This is a genomic window from Burkholderia sp. LFS061 (assembly GCF_047978125.1).
GTDB lineage: Bacteria > Pseudomonadota > Gammaproteobacteria > Burkholderiales > Burkholderiaceae > Burkholderia > Burkholderia pyrrocinia_C.
This window is the reverse complement of sequence record NZ_JBFPFS010000012.1, coordinates 36,862-55,231: the sequence shown is the minus strand read 5'-3', so window position 1 is coordinate 55,231 and position 18,370 is coordinate 36,862. Positions and strand designations below refer to the sequence as shown.

Here is an 18,370-nt window from a genome sequence, read left to right as displayed (position 1 = left end):
CGGCGGGAGATCGCGGGAAAAGGCCGATCGAGCGGTGCGGCCGGCGTGCGGCGGAATCAGGCGAGCGCGGTGAACCGGTCGACGAGATCGGGGCGGTCGAGTTGCTCGACCCACCAGTGCAGCGCGCGTCCGGCCTCGTCGCCGCGCCACGCGATATAGCAATGTGTCGTGTCGCGCATGCCGGTCACCTGGCGCGCGACGAGCTTGCCCTGCGAGATCGCGCGTGCCGCGACGCAATCCGGCAGCGTGCCCACCGCGAGTCCTTCGCACTGCGCGGCCAGTTTTGCGGCGAGCGTGGGGACCGCGAGATACGGCTGCCCGGCATCGACGTTGACCGAGCGCGGCTGCAACTCGCGCGAGGTATCGCTGATGACGGCGCCGCGATACTCGACCACCGACGCCATCGACAGCGGTTCGGGCAACGCCGCGAGCGGATGGGTGGGGGCGACGGCGAACACGTGCCTGAGCGTGCCGATCGGCCGCGCGACGATGTTCGGCAGCTCCGGCGGCTCGCCCACCGCGCCGACGACGAGATCCGCGCGGCGCGAAATCAGCGCATCCCAGGTGCCGCCGAGCACTTCGGTGGACAGGCGCAGCCGCGTGTTCATCTCGAGCCCGTAGAACGTATGCACGTACGGCCACAACGCGTCGAACGGCAGGATCTCGTCGATACAGATGCGAACCTCGGTTTCCCAGCCTTGCTGTGCACGCAGTGCCTTGAGTTCGATCTGTTGGGCGGCATGCAGCAGCCGGCGGCCCTCTTCGACGACCACGCGGCCCGCGTGCGTGAGCTTCGCACGGCGCCCGCTGCGGTCGAACAGCGCGACGTCGAGGTCGCTTTCGAGTTTTTGTACGAGATAGGTCAGCGCAGACGGTACACGGTGCAGGAGCTCCGCGGCTTCGGCGAACGTGCCGGTGCGATCGATCGCGTCCAGTGCTTCGAGCGCTTCGAATGACAGCTTCATGATGGAATCCACGCGGGCGTCGGGCTGTCATGTTATCGCCAAGCGCCGCGGAGACCAATACGATTCAGAACAATTAATCCGGTTGCCGGAGCCGGGGGCGCTATCCTTTTTCGGGCAGGATTGCCTCGCGCGAATTCAGCGTCCGATCGGTATTGGCGATGTGCGCCATTTCCGCAGCGTCAGCGCACGGGGGAGCCGTGCCGAATGGGCCCGGGTTTCGCGGCTGCTTCGCGTTCCGGCTTGCCTGCGTGTGGTCGGCGTCGGGAGATTGGCCGGCACGCCGGTCGGCCTCCCCGAATCCGGTCAGTCAACGTGGGTCACGACGGCGTCGATTAACGTTTCTTCGCGGCGGCATCGGATGCCTGGGCGCCGGGCAGGGAGCCGAACATGTGCTGGCTGCACTTCGCTTCGTTCCACGCGGTTCTCAGATGAATTCCAGCGAGCATTCTCCGTGCGATCGGCAGGATCTGTTCGCCGGCAAGAATGCCCAGCAGGCCGGCCAGCGCGATCGTGGGCGGAGCGGGCGATTGCACGCCGATCAGGAAGTAGACGACGCCGGCGAGAATCCCGGCAAGCAGCGATGAAATATACGGCTTCATGATTCGGATGTAAGTGAATGACAACCGTGTGAAAAATACGGATAACTACTGATCCGCGGGCGATCCCGAATTCATTCGATAGCGTAGCAGGTCTTTTTTGATGTGATCATTCAATTCGATGGTTTTAAGATCTTTTAAGGCCTGTTTTTAGGGATTTTATTAATCGATTTGATTAAGTGGCGTTACCATGAAATCGCGTGTTGAATGGCACCGGCTGGCAGGAAAACCTGCCGGCACAGCGCATTGGGCGCCTCCCGGCTTGCCGGCGAGACAGGCAATTTTTTCTCCGCGTCAAAGGACATGACCACCATGAGCAATCCGAAGCTTGAAGTACTCACCCCCCATAACAGCCAGCTGATCTTCATCGACCAGCAGCCGCAGATGGCGTTCGGCGTGCAGTCGATCGATCGTCAGGTGCTGAAGAACAACGTCGTCGGGCTCGCGAAGGCCGCGAAGGTATTCAACATCCCGACCACGATCACGACGGTTGAAAGCGACAGCTTCTCGGGTCACACCTATCCCGAGCTGCTCGACGTGTTCCCGAACCAGAAGACGCTCGAACGCACGTCGATGAACTCGTGGGATGACCAGAAGGTGCGCGACGCGCTGGCCGCGAACGGCCGCAAGAAGGTGGTCGTGTCGGGCCTGTGGACGGAGGTCTGCAATACGACGTTCGCGCTGTGCGCGATGCTCGAAGGTGACTACGAAATCTACATGGTCGCCGACGCATCGGGCGGCACGTCGAAGGACGCGCACGACTTCGCGATGCAGCGGATGGTGCAGGCCGGCGTGGTGCCCGTGACTTGGCAGCAGGTCCTGCTCGAGTGGCAGCGTGACTGGGCACACCGCGAGACTTACGACGCCGTGATGGCGATCGCGAAGGAGCACTCGGGCGCGTACGGGATGGGTGTCGATTACGCGTACACGATGGTCCACAAGGCCGCGCAGCGTACCGCGACGCCGCACGAGTCGATCCCGCCCGTGCCGGCGAAGTGACCGAAGGCAGTCGCGACTGTCGATGCTGATGCGGCGTGTTCCCCGCGAACACGTGGCATCGGCAATATGAAATCGCGGGCGGCGTACGTGGTCGATTCACGGATGCCGCCCGCAGCGTGTTTGCCAGGACGTTACGACCTGCATTCCAACCTGTCCGAGAAATTGATCGTATGGAACCTTATCTGGTTTCCCTTGGTGCGGGCTTGCTGATCGGTGTCATTTACAGCGCAATCAAGGTCCGTTCTCCGGCGCCGCCGCTGATTGCGCTTGTCGGATTGCTCGGCATGTTGATCGGCGTGCAGGCCATCCCCACCCTCAAACAGCTCTTTGGCTTCTGATCGAAACGAGGTGACGTATATGACCGCAACCGAGTCCCAACCGGATCTGATCCTTCACAACGGAAGGTTCACGACCCTCGACCGCGCCAACCCCACCGCGACGGCGGTGGCGATAGCCGCCGGCCGCTTCGTTGCGGTCGGCAATGAAGCGGACGTCATGCGGCTCGCCGGGCGCGCGACGAAGGTCGTCGACCTCGACGGCCGCACCGTGCTGCCGGGCCTGATCGACAACCACTGCCACGTGATTCGCGGTGGCCTGAACTACAACATGGAACTCCGCTGGGACGGTGTGCCGTCGCTCGCGGTCGCGATGGACATGCTCAGGCGGCAGGTCGCGATCACGCCCGCGCCGCAATGGGTGCGCGTGGTCGGCGGCTTCACCGAGCACCAGTTCGCCGAGAAGCGCCTGCCGACGATCGAGGAGCTCAACGCCGCCGCGCCCGATACGCCGGTGTTTATCCTGCACCTGTACGACCGCGCGCTGCTGAACGCGGCCGCGCTGCGCGTGGTCGGCTACACGAAGGACACGCCCGAGCCGCCGGGCGGCGCGATCCTGCGCGACGCCGCGGGCAACCCGACCGGGCTGCTGCTCGCGAACCCGAACGCGACGATCCTCTACGCGACGCTCGCGAAGGGGCCGAAGCTGCCGTTCGAATACCAGTACAACTCGACGCGCCACTTCATGCGCGAACTGAACCGTCTCGGCGTGACGGGCGTGATCGATGCGGGCGGCGGTTCGCAGAATTATCCCGACGATTACGAAGTGATCCGCAAGCTGCACGACGCGGGCGAGATGACGATCCGGATCGCGTACAACCTGTTCACGCAGAAGCCGAACGCCGAGAAGGAAGACTTCGTGAACTGGACCAAGAGCGTCAAGTATCACGACGGCACCGACTATTTCCGCAACAACGGCGCGGGCGAGATGCTGGTGTTCTCGGCGGCCGACTTCGAGGATTTCCGCGTCGCGCGCCCGGACCTGCCGGCGCAGATGGAGGACGATCTCGAAGGCGTCGTGCGCGTGCTCGCACAGAACCGCTGGCCGTGGCGCATGCATGCGACCTACGACGAAACGATCGACCGCGCACTCGACGTGTTCGAGAAGGTCAACAAGGACATCCCGCTCGAAGGCCTGAACTGGTTCTTCGATCACGCGGAAACCATTACCGAAAAATCGATGGACCGTATTGCGGCGCTGGGCGGCGGCATCGCGGTGCAGCACCGGATGGCGTACCAGGGCGAATACTTCGTCGAGCGTTATGGCGCACAGGCGGCCGAAGCGACGCCGCCCGTCGCGAAGATGCTCTCGAAGGGCATCAAGGTGTCGGCCGGCACCGACGCGACGCGCGTTGCGTCGTACAACCCGTGGGTGTCGCTCGCGTGGCTCGTGACGGGCAAGACGGTCGGCGGGCTGCGCATGTATCCGCAGCGTAACCTGCTCGATCGCGAGACCGCGCTGCGGATGTGGACCGAATACGTGACCTGGTTCTCGAACGAGGAAGGGAAGAAAGGGCGTGTAGCGGTCGGGCAACTCGCCGATCTGGTGGTCCCGGATCGCGATTTCTTCGCATGCGCGGAAGACGATATCGCCGGCACGACCGCATTGCTGACGGTGGTCGGCGGCAAGATCGTATGGGGCGCGGGGCCGTTCGCGTCGCACGACGCGCCGATTCCGCCCGCGATGCCGGACTGGTCGCCGGTGCGCGAGTACGGCGGCTACGGCGGCTGGGGCGCGACGCAGCGCAACGGCGCACCGCTGCAGCGTGCGGCGGCCGCCGCGATGTGCGGCTGCGCGAGTGCGTGCAACGTGCACGCGCATGCGCATGCGAGCGCGTGGGGCAGTGCATTGCCGACGTCGGACGCGAAGGGCTTCTGGGGCGCGTTCGGTTGTTCCTGCTGGGCGATCTGACATGTCGACGACAACCGGCCGGTACAGCCCAGGGTGGATTCGCGTCCTGCTGGCGCAGCCGTGGGTCGGCGCGCTGGTGCGGCTTGCGCTGGTTTCCGCCTTCCTGATCGGAGGCGTCGACAAGGCACTGCACTTCGACGATGCGATCGCGGAGCAGGCGCATTTCGGCCTGCATCCGCCCGCGTTCTGGGCTGCACTGGCGGTTGTGGTCGAGATCGGCGGTTCGCTGTGCGTGGTATTTCGCCGGTTCACCTGGATTGGCGCGGGTGGACTCGGCGTGCTGACCGTCGTCGCGATGCTGGTGGCGAACGACTTCTGGAACCGCACGGGCGTGGCGCGCTTCATGGCGCTCAACAGTTTCTTCGAGCACCTGGGGCTGATCGCCGCGCTCGTCCTCGCCACCATGCTTGGCGATGTTCAACGCGGGGAAGGGGACAGCCGCGCCTGATCGTTTGTCCGGCAGGTTGAAACAGGAAGGAAATTCAACCGCGGAGAACGTTCGCACTGAACTGCATTGCTTGCGCTGATGCTGGCGGACGGCTTCGTTGCCGCTCCCGCTTCGTTCGCAACGCCTCCCGGACCTGCCGCTACGCATGCACGTGCGCTCGCGGCAGGTCTGCAATACGACACGATGCTCGTGTCAGTCGCCCCCGGCGATTTCAACCGTTTCACCGACAGCTTTGTCGCGAGGTCTGGCGGCAGCAAGTCGAATCAGGTGTCTTCCAGGTGACGCCGACACCCGGTCGGCCCCTGTCTCAGCTCGTCCTTGCGCCGTCCGGCACGCTTTCCTCGTTCTGCTTCAAGACACCAATCCGCTGGCCGCCCGCGACGGCACGCACGGGCTATCTCGTGGCCGACATCGAAACGGCCATGAAGGTGGCGCGCGAGCATGGCGCGGATGGGGGGCGTCGACATGTTCCCCGATCCGATCGGTCGCGCTCGCGTCGACTTCCGGAGAACGCGAACGCGCGGCCATACCGGGCGCGCGCGATGTCGGCGCGCGGCCCGGAATACTCGTTCGGGCATCGACCGGATATCCAATCCTCAGACCTTATTCCGGTCAGTCCGACCTGCCTGTCTCCGCGCGTCGAATGGTCGGCACCCAGGTGATCGAATTCAAAATTTGTCTAGTCATCCTTGGGATTTGTCCACGTCCGCCGCACCAAATCCGTGCCCGGATTCCCCGCGATGAGGCGCACTGGAGCCCTGTATTTAGGGGATTTCCCGCGTTTACGCGGTTTTTTTTGATCAGCGCTTGTCCCACGGTTTTTCTTCTTGCATGCTTGTATAGACAAATTCCTGCGGCGGCTTGAATGACCGAAGGGATGACGAACTTCAACGCAAGGAGAAATCTCGTGAACGGCAAGCGCATCAAGTGGGCAATCAGGACGATCGGCGTCATCGCGGCTGCAGCGGCAACGCTTGCCGCGCCGGTTCAGGCAAAGGAATGGAAGACGGTGACGGTGGCGCTCGAAGGCGGCTACGCACCGTGGAACCTCACGCTGCCGGGCGGCAAGCTCGGCGGCTTCGAACCGGAACTGCTCGCCAACGTGTGCGGCCGGATCAAGATCCAGTGCAACATGGTCGCGCAGGACTGGGACGGGATGATTCCCGGCCTGCAGGCCGGCAAGTTCGATGTCCTGATGGATGCGATCTCGATCACGCCGGAGCGCGAGAAGATCCTGCTGTTCTCGCGCCCCTATGCGGCCACGCCGGCGACGTTCGCCGTCACCGACACGAAGATCCTGCCGAAGGCCGCGCCCGGCGCGCCGGCCGTCAAGCTGACCGGCGACGCGAACGCCGACAAGCCGACCGTCGACGCGCTGCGCAAGCAGTTGAAGGGCAAGACGATCGGCATCCAGTCGGGCACCGTCTATACGAAATTCATCAACGACAGCTTCAAGGACATCGCGTCGATCCGCGTGTACAAGACCTCGCCCGAGCGCGATCTCGACCTCGTCGCCGGGCGCATCGATGCGTCGTTCGACGACGTCACGTACTACGCGGCGAACACCGAGAAGAAGGAAAACGCGTCGATCGTGCTCGCGGGCCCGAAGCTCGGCGGGCCGATCTGGGGGCCGGGCGAAGGTCTCGCGTTCCGCAAGCAGGATGCCGACCTGAAGAACAAGTTCGATGCGGCGATCGGCGCGGCACTCGCGGACGGCACCGTGAAGAAGCTTGCCGACAAGTGGTTCAAGACCGACGTCACGCCGTAAGCGCGCGTCCGGCCGCCGCCGCGTAGTTGACGTCACGACGCAACGACACGGCGACGCGCGGCGGCGCGCATCCTGCAGATTCACTCAACGCATGCCGGGAGACACGCATGGCGATTCTTGAAATGCTCGGCTTCGGAACCGAAGGCTGGGGCGGCGTGTTGCTGCTCGCCGCACTGATGACGGTCGCGCTGACGCTCGCCGCGCTCGCGGTCGGCGCCGCGATCGGCGCCGCGATCGCGGCCGCGAAACTGTCGCGCCACCGCAGCGCACGCCTGCTCGGCGATCTCTACACGACGGTGTTTCGCGGCGTGCCCGAACTGCTCGTCATCTACCTGTTCTATTTCGGCGGCTCGACGCTCGTCACGACCATCGGCCAGTGGTTCGGCGCGGAAGGCTTCATCGGCGTGCCGCCGTTCGTGATCGGCGCGCTGGCGGTCGGCATGATCTCGGGCGCGTATCAGGCGGAGGTGTACCGCGCGGCCGTGCTGGCCGTGTCGAAGGGCGAGCTCGAAGCGGCGCGCTCGATCGGCATGCCGCGCGGCATGGTGCTGCGCCGCATCCTGATTCCGCAGGTGCTGCGCTTCGCGCTGCCCGGCATCGGCAACGTGTGGCAACTGAGCCTGAAGGATTCGGCGCTGATCTCGGTCACCGGGCTCGCCGAGCTGCTGCGCACGAGCCAGATCGCCGCGAACTCGACGCACCAGTACTTCGTGTTCTTCGTCGCGGGCGGCGCGCTCTACCTCGTGATGACGGGCCTGTCGAACCGCGTGTTCAACCGGGCGGAAGCGATCGTCGGCCGCTCGTTCCGCCGCAATTTCGCGCGCAACTGACGGAGAGCACGCATGTCCATCGATTTCGACTTCCTCATCGACACGCTGCGCCAGCTGCTCGCGGCCGTGCCGACCACGCTCGGCCTGTTCTTTGCGTCGCTCGTGCTTGGCGGCCTGCTGTCGCTCGTGATCGTCACGATGCGCGTGTCGCCGCGCTGGCTGCCGAACCGCTTCGCGCGCGCGTACATCCTGGTGTTTCGCGGTTCGCCGCTGCTGATCCAGATGTTTCTCGTGTACTACGGGCTCGGCCAGTTCGGCGTGATTCGCGAGAGCTTCATGTGGCCGCTTCTGCGCGAACCGTATGCGTGCGCGGTGCTGTCGCTGGCGTTGTGCACGGCCGGCTATACGGCCGAGATCGTGCGCGGCGGGCTGATGGCCGTGCCGGTCGGGCAGATCGAGGCCGGTTATTCGATCGGCCTGTCGGGCTTCGCGCTGCTGCGGCGCGTGATCGGCCCGATCGCGTTGCGCCAGTGCCTGCCCGCGTATTCGACCGAAGCCGTGCTGCTCGTCAAGTCGACCGCGCTGGCCAGCCTCGTCACGGTGTGGGAAGTGACGGGCGTCGCGCAGCAGATCATCCAGCAGACCTACCGCACGACCGAGGTGTTCGTGTGCGCGGCCCTCATCTACCTCGGCCTGAACTTCATCGTCGTACGCGTGCTCGGCGCGCTCGAATGGCGGCTGTCGGCCCACCTGCGCGCGCCGAAGCCGGCCGGCACGCCCGCCGCGGCGGCGCGCAATGCCCGGCGCGTCGCGCCCTGAGCGTATCCATCCTTCCCGGAGAATCCGATGAACACCGCTGCTCCCGTTGCCCTGTCGGTCAGGAACATCCACAAGTCGTTCGGCGATCATCATGTGCTGAAGGGCATTTCGCTCGATGCGCACGAGGGCGACGTGATCTCGATCCTCGGCGCGAGCGGCTCGGGCAAGAGCACGTTCCTGCGCTGCCTGAACCTGCTCGAGACGCCCGACGACGGCACCGTCGCGCTCGCCGGCGAGGAACTGAAGATGAAGCGCACGCGCGACGGCAAGCTCCATCCGGGCGACCGGCGTCAGGTCGACCGGATCCGTTCGCAGCTCGGCATGGTGTTCCAGAACTTCAACCTGTGGTCGCACATGACGGTGCTCGACAACCTCGTCGAAGGCCCGCTGCGCGTGCAGAAGCGCAGCCGCGCGGAAGCGGTCGAGGAAGCCGAGGCGCTGCTCGCGCGCGTCGGCCTCGCGGACAAGCGCGGCTACTATCCGGCGCACCTGTCGGGCGGCCAGCAGCAGCGCGTCGCGATTGCGCGTGCACTTGCGATGCATCCGAAGGTGATGCTGTTCGACGAACCGACGTCGGCGCTCGATCCGGAACTGGTCGGCGAGGTGCTGCGCGTGATGCGCTCGCTCGCGGAGGAAGGGCGCACGATGCTGGTCGTCACGCACGAGATGGGTTTTGCGCGGCACGTGTCGAACCGCGTGATGTTCCTGCATCAGGGCGAAGTCGATTCGGACGGCACGCCCGGCGATCTGTTCGGCGGCCAGTGCTCGGAGCGCTTCCGGCAGTTCGTGTCGAGCCATCACGACCGTTCCGCGAACTGAGGCTGCCATGACCGTATTCCGTTCGGCAAGGCCGCTCGACTGGCGGCAGGTCGCGACAGTGGCAGCCGGCGAGCCGCTCGCGCTGGCCGACGATGCGCGCGTACGCGTCGTCGCGGCGCGCGAGCTCGTCGATGAAATCGTCGCGCGCGGCATCCGCGCGTATGGCGTCAATACGGGCGTGGGCGCGCTGTGCGACGTGATCGTGTCGCCGGCGCAGCAGAGCACGCTGTCGCGCAACATCCTGATGAGCCATGCGGTCGGCGTGGGCGCACCGCTCGGCGCGCCGGAAACGCGCGCGATCGTCGCGGCGGCGATCAACAACTACGCGCACGGACATTCGGGCGTGCGCGCCGACGTCGTCGACCAACTCGTCGCGTTGCTGGAACACGATTGCCTGCCGGAGGTGCCGGCGCACGGCTCGGTCGGTTATCTGACCCATATGGCGCACGTCGCGCTGGTCTGCATCGGCCATGGCCATGCGCGCCACCGCGGCGAGCGGATTAGCGGCGACGAGGCGTTGCGCCGCATCGGCCGCGCGCCGCTCGTGCTCGGCGCGAAGGAAGGGCTGAGTCTCGTCAACGGCACGCCGTGCGTGACGGGGCTGGCCGCGCTCGCGCTCGCGCGCGCGGAGCGGCTGCTCGACTGGGCCGACTGGGTGGCGGCGACGAGCTTCGAGAACCTCGGCGGGCAGCTCGCCGCCTTCGATCCGGCGTCGCTTGCGTTGCGGATTTCGCCAGGCATCGGGCACGTCGGCGCGCGGTTGCGTGCGCTGCTTGCCGACAGCGGGATGCTCGCGGCGGCAAGCGGCCGGCATACGCAGGATCCGCTCAGCCTGCGCACGATTCCGCACGTTCACGGCGCGGCGCGCGACGTGTTCGACGTGACGGCGGAGGTGGTCGATCGCGAACTGGCGTCGGTGACCGACAATCCGATCGTGGCCGGCACGCGCGACGCGCCGGCCGTCCATTCGCAGGCGCATGCGGTCGGCGCGGGCATTGCGCTGGCGATGGACAGCCTAGCGGCGGCGATGGCCCAGGTTGCGGCAATCGCCGAACGGCGTCTCGACCGGCTCGTCAATCCGCTCGTGAGCGGGCTGCCGGCGTTTCTCGCGACGCCTGGCGGCACCTGTTCGGGCTTCATGATCGCGCAGTATACGGCGGTCGCGCTCGTTGCGCAGAACCAGCGGCTCGCGGCGCCGGCGAGCCTCGACGGCGGCATCACGTCGGGCCTGCAGGAAGATCATCTGTGCCATGCGACGCCGGCGGCGCTGAAGGCGCTCGACATCATCGAGAACACGACGCGCGTGCTGGCGATCGAACTGCTGGCCGCCGCACAGGCCTACGATCTGCAGGCGGACGGCGCATCGCGGGCCGCACCCACCGACGCGCTGTGGCGACATGTGCGCGAACGTGTGCCGGTGTACCGGGACGATCGACCGCTCGCGGACGACATCGCCATCGCCGCCGGCATCGTCGCGAGCGTGCCGCCGCCCGTGATGTAACGGCCGGAGGCCGGCCGCCGAGCGACGCGACGGCTGGCGGACGATCCATCATTCATTCGATCGAGGGCGCATGAACGAAACGCAACGACAACTTGCCGGCCGGCTGGCGGGCGCACCGGGTGGCGACGTGCCGGCGCGCGCATTGCCGGCCTACCAGCAGATCAAGCGCTACGTCGTCGAGCGGATCGCGAACGGCGACTGGAAGCCCGGCGGCGCGATTCCGACCGAGGCCGAACTGGTCAAGGAATTCGGCGTCGCGCGGATGACGGTGTCGCGCGCACTGCGCGAGCTGACCGCCGAGCGCGTGCTGACCCGGATCCAGGGCGCAGGCACGTTCGTCGAACGGCGGCATTACGAATCGACGGTGCTGGAAATCCGCAACATCGCGGACGAGATCGCGGAGCGCGGCCACCGGCACAGCGCGCGCGTATTGCTGATCGAAAGCAGCGACGATCAGGAGGCGGTCGAAGCGCTCGGGCTGCGTTCGGGGCCCGTGTTCCATTCGCGCATCGTGCATTACGAGGAAGACGAGCCGATCCAGTTCGAGGATCGCTACGTCAATCCGGCGCTGTTTCCCGCGTATCTGGAACAGGACTTCACGATCGAGACGCCGAATCACTACATGGTGCGGCTTGCGCCGATCCAGCGCGCCGAGTTCCGGATCTACGCGGAAAAACCCAATGCGCAGGTGCGTCGGCATCTCGTGATGGAAATCGGCGAGCCGTGTCTGTTGTTGAGCCGCCGCACGTGGGTCGGCGAGCACATCGCAACGTCGGTGCGGTTGTGGCATCCGGCGTCGCGGTTTCATCTGGCGGGGCGGGTGTAGGGAGCGTTGATTCATCCCGGAACTCACCGTTGAAATTTTCGTTCACACCGGCGCCGTTCAGCCAGGGCTTGCCCGGCTCGTCGAGTGCCATCTCCATGCCGTTGCGCGCGCCCATCTCAGGGCACACCCCGCCGGCATCTTCTTCAGCCCTGCGTGCTTCTGCTCGAGTTGCTTGAGCCGCTTGACGTCGTCCGCCGCCAGGCCGCCGAAACGCTGCCGCCGGTTCCGAAAATTCCAGGGCAGGTCACCCGGGCGCGATTGATCCGTTTGATGCGCGTCGGCGCTCAGCCGCAACAGCCGGGATCGCAAGACATCGAGGAAGAGCGATGGATTTAGCGGTTGATGCACCCGTTGTCAACTGACTGGAGGGCCCTGTCTAACCGTCTGCGCAGTCTTGTTTAACGTGATTCACTTCGCCTGCCGGTGCGAAAACGTTCGTTTGTGTTCGTTTTTATTCGTTTTCGGGCGTCGGTGTGTGTCGCGCCAAGCCGTCGAGGCCGGTATGGCCGACATCCCGCGCCCGGGCGACGCTTCAGTGCCGGAAGCGTCGCTGCATCGGCGAATCTCGCGTCCTCATCCTCAAGCAACCGACATGCACGTAAAAAATGGAGAACAAGATGAGCAGATCGATACGAGCGAAGACAGCGGCGGCCGTGGTCGCATTCGCAATGAACGCGGCTCCCGCCGCGAGTGTTGGAACCATTCTGTCGCTGGCCGGCGCGCAGGCCGCTTCCGCCGCGACGACCGCCGTCGACGATTATGCGGCGACCCGGTACCCGATCATTCTCGTGCACGGGCTGACCGGCACCGACAAGTATGGCGGCGTCGTCGAGTACTGGTATCACATTCCGGCGGATCTGCAGGCGCACGGCGCGAAGGTATACGTCGCCAATCTGTCCGGCTATCAGAGCGACGATGGCCCGAACGGGCGCGGCGAGCAATTGCTTGCATACGTGAAGCAGGTCCTCGCGGCGACGGGCGCGCAGAAAGTGAATCTGATCGGCCATAGCCAGGGCGGCCTGACGTCGCGTTATGTTGCGTCTGTTGCGCCGGAACTGGTCGCATCGGTGACGACGATCAGCACGCCGCACTGGGGTTCGCAATTCGCGGACTTCGTCCAGCAACTGTTGCAGGCGGATCCGACCGGCCTGTCGTCGGCCGTGCTCGGCGCGTTCGCGAATGCGCTCGGCACGTTGACGAGCAGCAACTTCAATACGAACCAGAATGCGATCCAGGCGCTGTCGGTGCTGACGACGGCGAAGGCCGCCGAATACAACCGGAAATTTCCGAGCGCGGGTCTCGGTGCGCCGGGCTCGTGTCGGACGGGCGCGTCGACCGAGACGGTCAACGGCAACACGCACCTGCTGTATTCGTGGGGCGGCACGGCGATCCAGCCGACAACGACGGTGGCCGGCGTGACGGGGGCTGTCGATACGAGCGTGAGCGGGGCCACCGATCCGGCGAACGTGCTCGATCCGGCAACGCTGGCGCTGCAAGGCAGCGGCACGGTGATGATCAATCGCGGCTCCGGTCCGAACGACGGCGTCGTATCGCAATGCAGCGCGCTGTTCGGCCAGGTGCTCGGCACGTATCACTGGGATCACACCGATGCGATCAACCAGATTCTCGGCGTGCTTGGCGCGAATGTGGAGGATCCGGTTGCGGTGATCCGCACGCACGCGAACCGGCTGAAAACGCAAGGCGTGTAAGCGATGACAGGTAGCAAGAGCGGCATCGCGCGACGCGTCGCGCTTTACGGGGCAGCGGGCGTCGTTGCGGCCGGCGCGCTCTGGTATGGGCTCGACGCCCGGAAGACGCGCGACGCCGGCATGTCCGGCGTCGCGCCTGCCGGGGCCGTGTCGTCCGCGTCGGCGGGCGGCACGGCGGCGAGCACCGTGCCCGGTTTCGGCGCAAGCGGGCTGCCCCCGGCACTCGCCGGCTCGACTGCGCCGCGCCTGCCGCTCGATGCGCACGGCCATCTCGCAAAGGTCGTGGCCGTGCGCGGCTTCTTCGACTATTTCCTGACCGCGCAAAACCAGTTGCGCGCCGCGGAACTCGATGCGCTCGTCGCGCGCGCGGTTGCCGCGCAGCTCGACGGCACAGTTGCGCAACGCGAGGCGCTCGACGTCTGGCAGCGCTACCGCGCGTATTTCGCCGAACTCGCGAAACTGCCGGGCGGCGGCGCCGTGGACAACAAGCTCGACCTCCCGGCACTGCAGCTCGCGCTCGACCGGCGCGCGGCGATCGCGAGCCGCACGCTTGGCGACTGGAGCGAGCCGTTCGTCGGCGCCGAGCAGACGCTGCAGCGTGACGATCTCGCACGATTGAAGATCGTCCGCGATCCGTCGCTGACCGAGGACCAGAAGGCGGCAGGTCTTGCCGCGCTCGAGCAGCAACTGCCGCCCGATCGGCGCGCCGGGCTGGAGCGCCAGAAGGAGCAGGACAACGCGATCGCGCAAATCGACCACGTGCAGAAATCAAACGCGACGCCCGATGAAATGCGCGCGCAGCTCGCGCAAACGCTCGGGCCGGAGGCTGCCGAGCGAGTCGTGAAGATGCAGCAGGCGGACAACGCGTGGCGTGCGAAGTACAACGAATATGCGGCGCAGCGCGCGCAGATCGATGCGCAGAACCTGTCGACACAGGATCGCGATGCGCAGATCGCGCAGTTGCGGCAGCGCTACTTTACGGAGCCGGGGGAGGCGCTGCGTGCGGCGTCGCTCGATCACGGCAGCGTGTCGACGCGCACGCAATAGATCGGAGCGCGATCGAGCGGATCGTCGTATATCGAGCGATTTCCGCAACGCGTTGTCGATAACGATCGACAGCGCGTGGTTTATCGGTGCTTCAGCGCGGTCGAGACGAGCCTCGTTGCAGAACCGGCATGCCGCTCTAGAGCCCTCGCTCTGAATCCCCATTGCACTGCCGCATGAAACAGTCGTCGGCCGATGGAAGCACACGGCGCAAATAATTTCGTACGCACTCTGCAAGATCCGCCGCGCTCCCGGGATATGCCCGTCCGCCAAGGAACGCTGTTTGTTTGCCGACGTCATTCCCGGCTTGCCGGGGCCGCTTTCGAGCATTCGGCTCGCGATCTGCATTCAAGCGACGAATGTGTGCATCGCAACAATCCATTTCATTCACGGCAATCGTAACGGTAAGGTGAACGCACGTTCGAATTTGATCGGGCGATGCGAATTCACCACGTGACGATGCCATGAAAACGAATCACGATCGACCTGCGCAAGCAACACCCTCGTCCCCCGGCGGCAATGGGCGCGCGACGGGCCTGCGCCTGCCGGGCAGGCTGGTGGGCCCGATCGTGCTCGGCACGCTGCTCAATGCGCTGAACTCGTCGATGATCGCGGTCGCGCTCGTCAGCATCCAGCAGGCGTTCAACCCGCAGGGTGCCGCGCATGAACGCATCGACACGATGTGGCTCGTGTCGGGCCTCTATCTCGCGACGGCCGTCGGCCAGCCGACGATGGGGCGTCTCGCCGACCGGTTCGGCGCGAAGCGGATCTTCTGCATCGGCCTCGCGATCGTATTGATCGCGTCCGCGCTCGCGCCGTTCGCGCCGTCGCTCGGGTGGCTGATCGCGTCGCGCGTCGCGCTCGGCATCGGCACGTCCGCCGCGTATCCGGCGGGCATGGCGATGATCCGCACGTGGTCGCAGCGGCACGCGAACGGCGCGACGCCGACGGGCGGCCTCGGCGCGATCTCGGTCGCGGCGCAGGTGGCCGTCGCGTTCGGGCCGCCGCTCGGCGGCGCGCTCGTGCAGTTCGCCGGCTGGCGCGCGATCTTCTGGATCAACGTGCCGATCGTGCTGCTGGCCTTCGTGCTCGCGTGGCTGTGGATTCCGGCCGACGTCGTCCCGCGCGGCGCGCGGCAACGCCGCACGCTGCGGGGCACGCTGAAGGAGCTGGACCTGCCCGGCGTCGTGCTGTTCGTCCTGACGCTCACGAGCCTGCTGCTGTTCCTGCAATCGGTGTCGCGCGAGCCCGACTGGCTGCTGCTCGTCGCGACGCTGGTGCTGTGCCCGTTGCTGGTCCGGCGCGAGCGGCTGGCCGCGACGCCGCTGATCGACATCCGCATGCTGAGCGACAACCGCGCGCTCACGAGCACGTACCTGCGCTGCGTCGGCACCTACGCGGTGTTCTACGCGATCTTCTATGCGCTGCCGATATGGCTGCAGGAAGCCAAGCGCCTGTCCGCCGCCGACGCCGGCCTCGTGATGCTGCCGATCGCCGCGGTCGGCACGCTGGCGACGATGCTCGCGACCCGCGTCGCGCACCGTCACGGCTCGCGGCCGGTGCTGATCATCGGCTCCGCGATGCTGTGCATCGGCAGCGTCGTGATGAGCCTCCTCACCAGCGCGATGCCGGTCTGGTCGATCGTGCTGCTGTCGATCGTGTTCGGCGTGCCGAACGGCTTCAACAATCTCGGCAACCAGGCGGCGCTCTACCAGAGCGCGCCGCACGACCGGATCGGCACGGCCTCGGGGCTGTACCGCACCGCGCAGTATGTCGGCGGCAGCTTGTCGTTTGCGCTCGTCGGGCTGGCGCTCGGCCATCCGGCGAGCGATCGCGGCCTGCGCGAGCTGGCCATCGTCCTGGCGGTCGTCAGCGTGCTGCTGCTGCTCAACGCGGCATCGAGCCGGCACCTGGATGCCGCCGCTTCTTCCATCTCCCAACAGAAGTGAGGTTTCACCATGTCCATTCCGACGCTCAATCGCACGGTCGCGCTGGTCGCAATCGATCTGCAGAACGGCATCGTGTCGCTGCCGGTCGTGCCCTACACCGGCGCGCAGGTCGTGGCGAAGACGGTCGAGCTCGCGACCGCGTTCCGCGCGCTGCAGCTGCCCGTCATCTACGTGCACACGAGCTATCAGCCGGACGGCGGCGTGGCGCTGAAGGTCAGGACGGATGCGCCGTCGGCGCCGCCGAATCTCGATCCCGAATGGAGCGCGTTCGCGCCGGCGCTCGGCGTGGGGCCGTCGGACATCGTCGTGACGAAGCACCAGTGGGGCGCGTTCACCGGCACCGACCTCGACGTGCAGCTGCGCCGGCGCGGCATCACGGACATCGTGCTGACCGGGATCGCGACCAACATCGGCGTCGAATCGACGGCGCGCCAGGCATACGAGAACAACTACAACGTCGTCGTCGTGAGCGACGCGGTCAGCACGTCGTCCGCCGACGCGCAGCACTTCGCGCTGACGCAGATCTTCCCGAAGCTCGGGCAGGTCGCCGCGACGGCCGACGTGGAGGCGGCACTGGAGCAGGCGTATTCGCGCTGAACGAAGCGGCGTGTTCGGCGTGCACATTCATACAGAGTCATTTACCGAGGCATGACGATGATCAAGACCGATGCATGGGTTCTCTACGCAGGACCGGAACCGAGCAGGAAGCAGGCGCCCGTGGCGGGCGAGCTGCGTCGCGAAACCTTCGAATTCTCCGATCTGGAAGCCGACGAGGTGTTGGTCGAGCCGCTGTACGGATCGTGGGAAGCGAACCTCGACCACGCGCTGTCGCGCAATCCGGTCGACATCTGCCGGCAGCGCCGCGAGGACAAGATCGTGCTCGGCAACGGTGCGCTGGTGCGCATCGTCGAGCGCGGCACCGGCGTGAAGACGCTGAAGGAAGGCGAGATCTGCATGGTGATGCCGTTCGGCAAGCGCGACGAATACGGGTTCGCCGAGCTCGTCTATGCGTACGACGCGCCGGGCACGATTGGCGTGATGGCGCAGCGGACCAAGATGCGCGCCGACAACCTCGTGGCGGTGCCGACCGACAGCCGGCATTCGCTGCTGCAATGGGCGACGTACGGCCGCTACTTCACCGCGTGGGACAACTGGAAGGTGGCGTCGGCGTGCTGGCGCTCGCAGCTGCCGGACGTCGATCCGGCCGACTACCTGGTATTCGGCTGGGGCGGCGGCACGACGCTCGCCGAGCTGCAGCTCGCGAAGCGCGAAGGCTTTCGCGTCGCGATGACGGCGAGCAACGACCGGCGCCTCGAGGAGCTCGCGAAGCTCGGCATCACGCCGGTCGATCGTCGCAAGTTCGCGAATCTCGCGTATGACGACGAGCGCTACAAGACCGATCCCGAGTACCAGGCGAGCTATCGCGAGTCGGAGCGCGTGTTCGCGGAGACGATCGCGGAACTGAGCGGCGGCCGCGGCGTCGCGATCTTCCTCGACAACCTCGGCGGCGCGCTGTATCGCGCGACGATGCGCGTGGTCGGCCGCACCGGCATCGTCACGACGGTCGGCTGGAAGACCGGGATGCGCCTGTGGAACCTGCGCGCGACGGAATGCATCAACCGCCGCCTGCACATCCACACGCATGCGTGGCGCTACGACGACAGCATCACGATCCGCGACTTCCAGGAAACGAGCGGCTGGATCGGCCAGGAGCCGACCGAGATCTTCGATTTCGACGAGGTGCCGAAGCTCGCGTCCGACTACCTGAACGGGAAGATCCAGACGTATTTCCCGATCTACCGGATCAATGCCGTCTGAGCGGCAGGTCGCGCGCCGCGCCCGCATCGCTGCACGACGATTAGTCATGCAGACGATGTCGGCGCACGGCGCGCCGTGCAATCCATCTGACT

19 protein-coding genes and 1 pseudogene are annotated in these 18,370 nt (G+C 66.1%); 17 read left to right on the top strand and 3 right to left on the bottom strand.

Annotation, left to right across the window (positions count from 1 at the left end; translation table 11 throughout):
* Nucleotides 1-56: 56 nt before the first annotated feature.
* The 3 genes from ACNQQL_RS13815 to ACNQQL_RS13805 all read right to left on the bottom strand — a co-directional run bounded on the left by ACNQQL_RS13815 (nt 57) and on the right by ACNQQL_RS13805 (nt 1,875).
* Nucleotides 57-965: a LysR family transcriptional regulator gene (locus ACNQQL_RS13815; protein WP_072437972.1), complete on the bottom strand. Its 909-nt coding sequence runs from the start codon at nt 963-965 to the stop codon at nt 57-59.
* A gap of 332 nt (nt 966-1,297) precedes the next feature.
* Nucleotides 1,298-1,564 carry a XapX domain-containing protein gene (locus ACNQQL_RS13810; RefSeq protein ID WP_072437973.1) on the bottom strand — a complete coding sequence of 89 codons (267 nt, stop codon included), beginning with the start codon at nt 1,562-1,564 and terminating at the stop codon, nt 1,298-1,300.
* 182 nt (nt 1,565-1,746) lie between these two features.
* A complete protein-coding gene (locus tag ACNQQL_RS13805; protein WP_258365351.1) occupies nt 1,747-1,875 on the bottom strand; it encodes a hypothetical protein in 129 nt (42 codons plus the stop codon).
* Here ACNQQL_RS13805 and ACNQQL_RS13800 point away from each other — a divergent pair.
* The 17 genes and pseudogenes from ACNQQL_RS13800 (at nt 1,874) to ACNQQL_RS13720 (ending at nt 18,278) form a co-directional block, all read left to right on the top strand.
* The gene (locus tag ACNQQL_RS13800; protein WP_072437974.1) at nt 1,874-2,560 is read left to right on the top strand and encodes a hydrolase; all 687 of its coding nucleotides are present in this window, start codon (nt 1,874-1,876) and stop codon (nt 2,558-2,560) included. The two genes, ACNQQL_RS13805 and ACNQQL_RS13800, sit on opposite strands and share 2 nt — an antisense overlap.
* 170 nt (nt 2,561-2,730) lie before the next feature.
* A complete protein-coding gene (locus ACNQQL_RS13795) occupies nt 2,731-2,898 on the top strand; it encodes a DUF1427 family protein (RefSeq protein WP_034184358.1) in 168 nt (55 codons plus the stop codon).
* 19 nt (nt 2,899-2,917) lie between these two features.
* Nucleotides 2,918-4,807, top strand: coding sequence for an amidohydrolase (locus ACNQQL_RS13790; protein WP_347064420.1), 1,890 nt, complete (start codon nt 2,918-2,920; stop codon nt 4,805-4,807).
* A gap of 1 nt (nt 4,808) precedes the next feature.
* Nucleotides 4,809-5,255: a DoxX family protein gene (locus tag ACNQQL_RS13785; protein WP_347064419.1), complete on the top strand. Its 447-nt coding sequence runs from the start codon at nt 4,809-4,811 to the stop codon at nt 5,253-5,255.
* Nucleotides 5,256-5,333: 78 nt separating this feature from the next.
* Nucleotides 5,334-5,744, top strand: a pseudogene (locus tag ACNQQL_RS13780) (glyoxalase); the annotation flags it as partial.
* A gap of 418 nt (nt 5,745-6,162) precedes the next feature.
* On the top strand, nt 6,163-7,023 hold the full coding sequence (locus ACNQQL_RS13775) for a transporter substrate-binding domain-containing protein (RefSeq protein ID WP_347064487.1): 861 nt from the start codon (nt 6,163-6,165) through the stop codon (nt 7,021-7,023).
* 107 nt (nt 7,024-7,130) lie between these two features.
* Nucleotides 7,131-7,853, top strand: a complete 723-nt coding sequence (locus ACNQQL_RS13770; RefSeq protein ID WP_347064418.1) for an ABC transporter permease subunit — start codon at nt 7,131-7,133, stop codon at nt 7,851-7,853.
* A gap of 12 nt (nt 7,854-7,865) precedes the next feature.
* Entirely contained in the window at nt 7,866-8,612 is a 747-nt protein-coding gene (locus ACNQQL_RS13765; protein ID WP_072445198.1) for an ABC transporter permease, read from the top strand.
* 27 nt (nt 8,613-8,639) lie between these two features.
* A complete protein-coding gene (locus ACNQQL_RS13760; protein WP_034184353.1) occupies nt 8,640-9,431 on the top strand; it encodes an ABC transporter ATP-binding protein in 792 nt (263 codons plus the stop codon).
* Nucleotides 9,432-9,438: 7 nt separating this feature from the next.
* A complete protein-coding gene (locus tag ACNQQL_RS13755; RefSeq protein ID WP_347064417.1) occupies nt 9,439-10,932 on the top strand; it encodes a histidine ammonia-lyase in 1,494 nt (497 codons plus the stop codon).
* Nucleotides 10,933-11,002: 70 nt separating this feature from the next.
* Entirely contained in the window at nt 11,003-11,758 is a 756-nt protein-coding gene (hutC, locus tag ACNQQL_RS13750; RefSeq protein ID WP_347064416.1) for a histidine utilization repressor, read from the top strand.
* A gap of 153 nt (nt 11,759-11,911) precedes the next feature.
* A complete protein-coding gene (locus ACNQQL_RS13745; protein WP_347064415.1) occupies nt 11,912-12,094 on the top strand; it encodes a hypothetical protein in 183 nt (60 codons plus the stop codon).
* A 281-nt stretch (nt 12,095-12,375) separates the two neighbouring features.
* Nucleotides 12,376-13,467, top strand: coding sequence for a triacylglycerol lipase (locus ACNQQL_RS13740; RefSeq protein ID WP_347064414.1), 1,092 nt, complete (start codon nt 12,376-12,378; stop codon nt 13,465-13,467).
* A gap of 3 nt (nt 13,468-13,470) precedes the next feature.
* Nucleotides 13,471-14,514 carry a lipase secretion chaperone gene (locus ACNQQL_RS13735; RefSeq protein WP_347064413.1) on the top strand — a complete coding sequence of 348 codons (1,044 nt, stop codon included), beginning with the start codon at nt 13,471-13,473 and terminating at the stop codon, nt 14,512-14,514.
* Between the two features lie 461 nt (nt 14,515-14,975).
* Nucleotides 14,976-16,460, top strand: a complete 1,485-nt coding sequence (locus ACNQQL_RS13730; protein WP_347064412.1) for an MFS transporter — start codon at nt 14,976-14,978, stop codon at nt 16,458-16,460.
* 9 nt (nt 16,461-16,469) lie between these two features.
* A complete protein-coding gene (locus tag ACNQQL_RS13725) occupies nt 16,470-17,057 on the top strand; it encodes a hydrolase (protein WP_204420686.1) in 588 nt (195 codons plus the stop codon).
* 57 nt (nt 17,058-17,114) lie between these two features.
* Nucleotides 17,115-18,278 carry a zinc-binding alcohol dehydrogenase family protein gene (locus ACNQQL_RS13720; RefSeq protein WP_347064411.1) on the top strand — a complete coding sequence of 388 codons (1,164 nt, stop codon included), beginning with the start codon at nt 17,115-17,117 and terminating at the stop codon, nt 18,276-18,278.
* Nucleotides 18,279-18,370 lie beyond the last annotated feature (92 nt).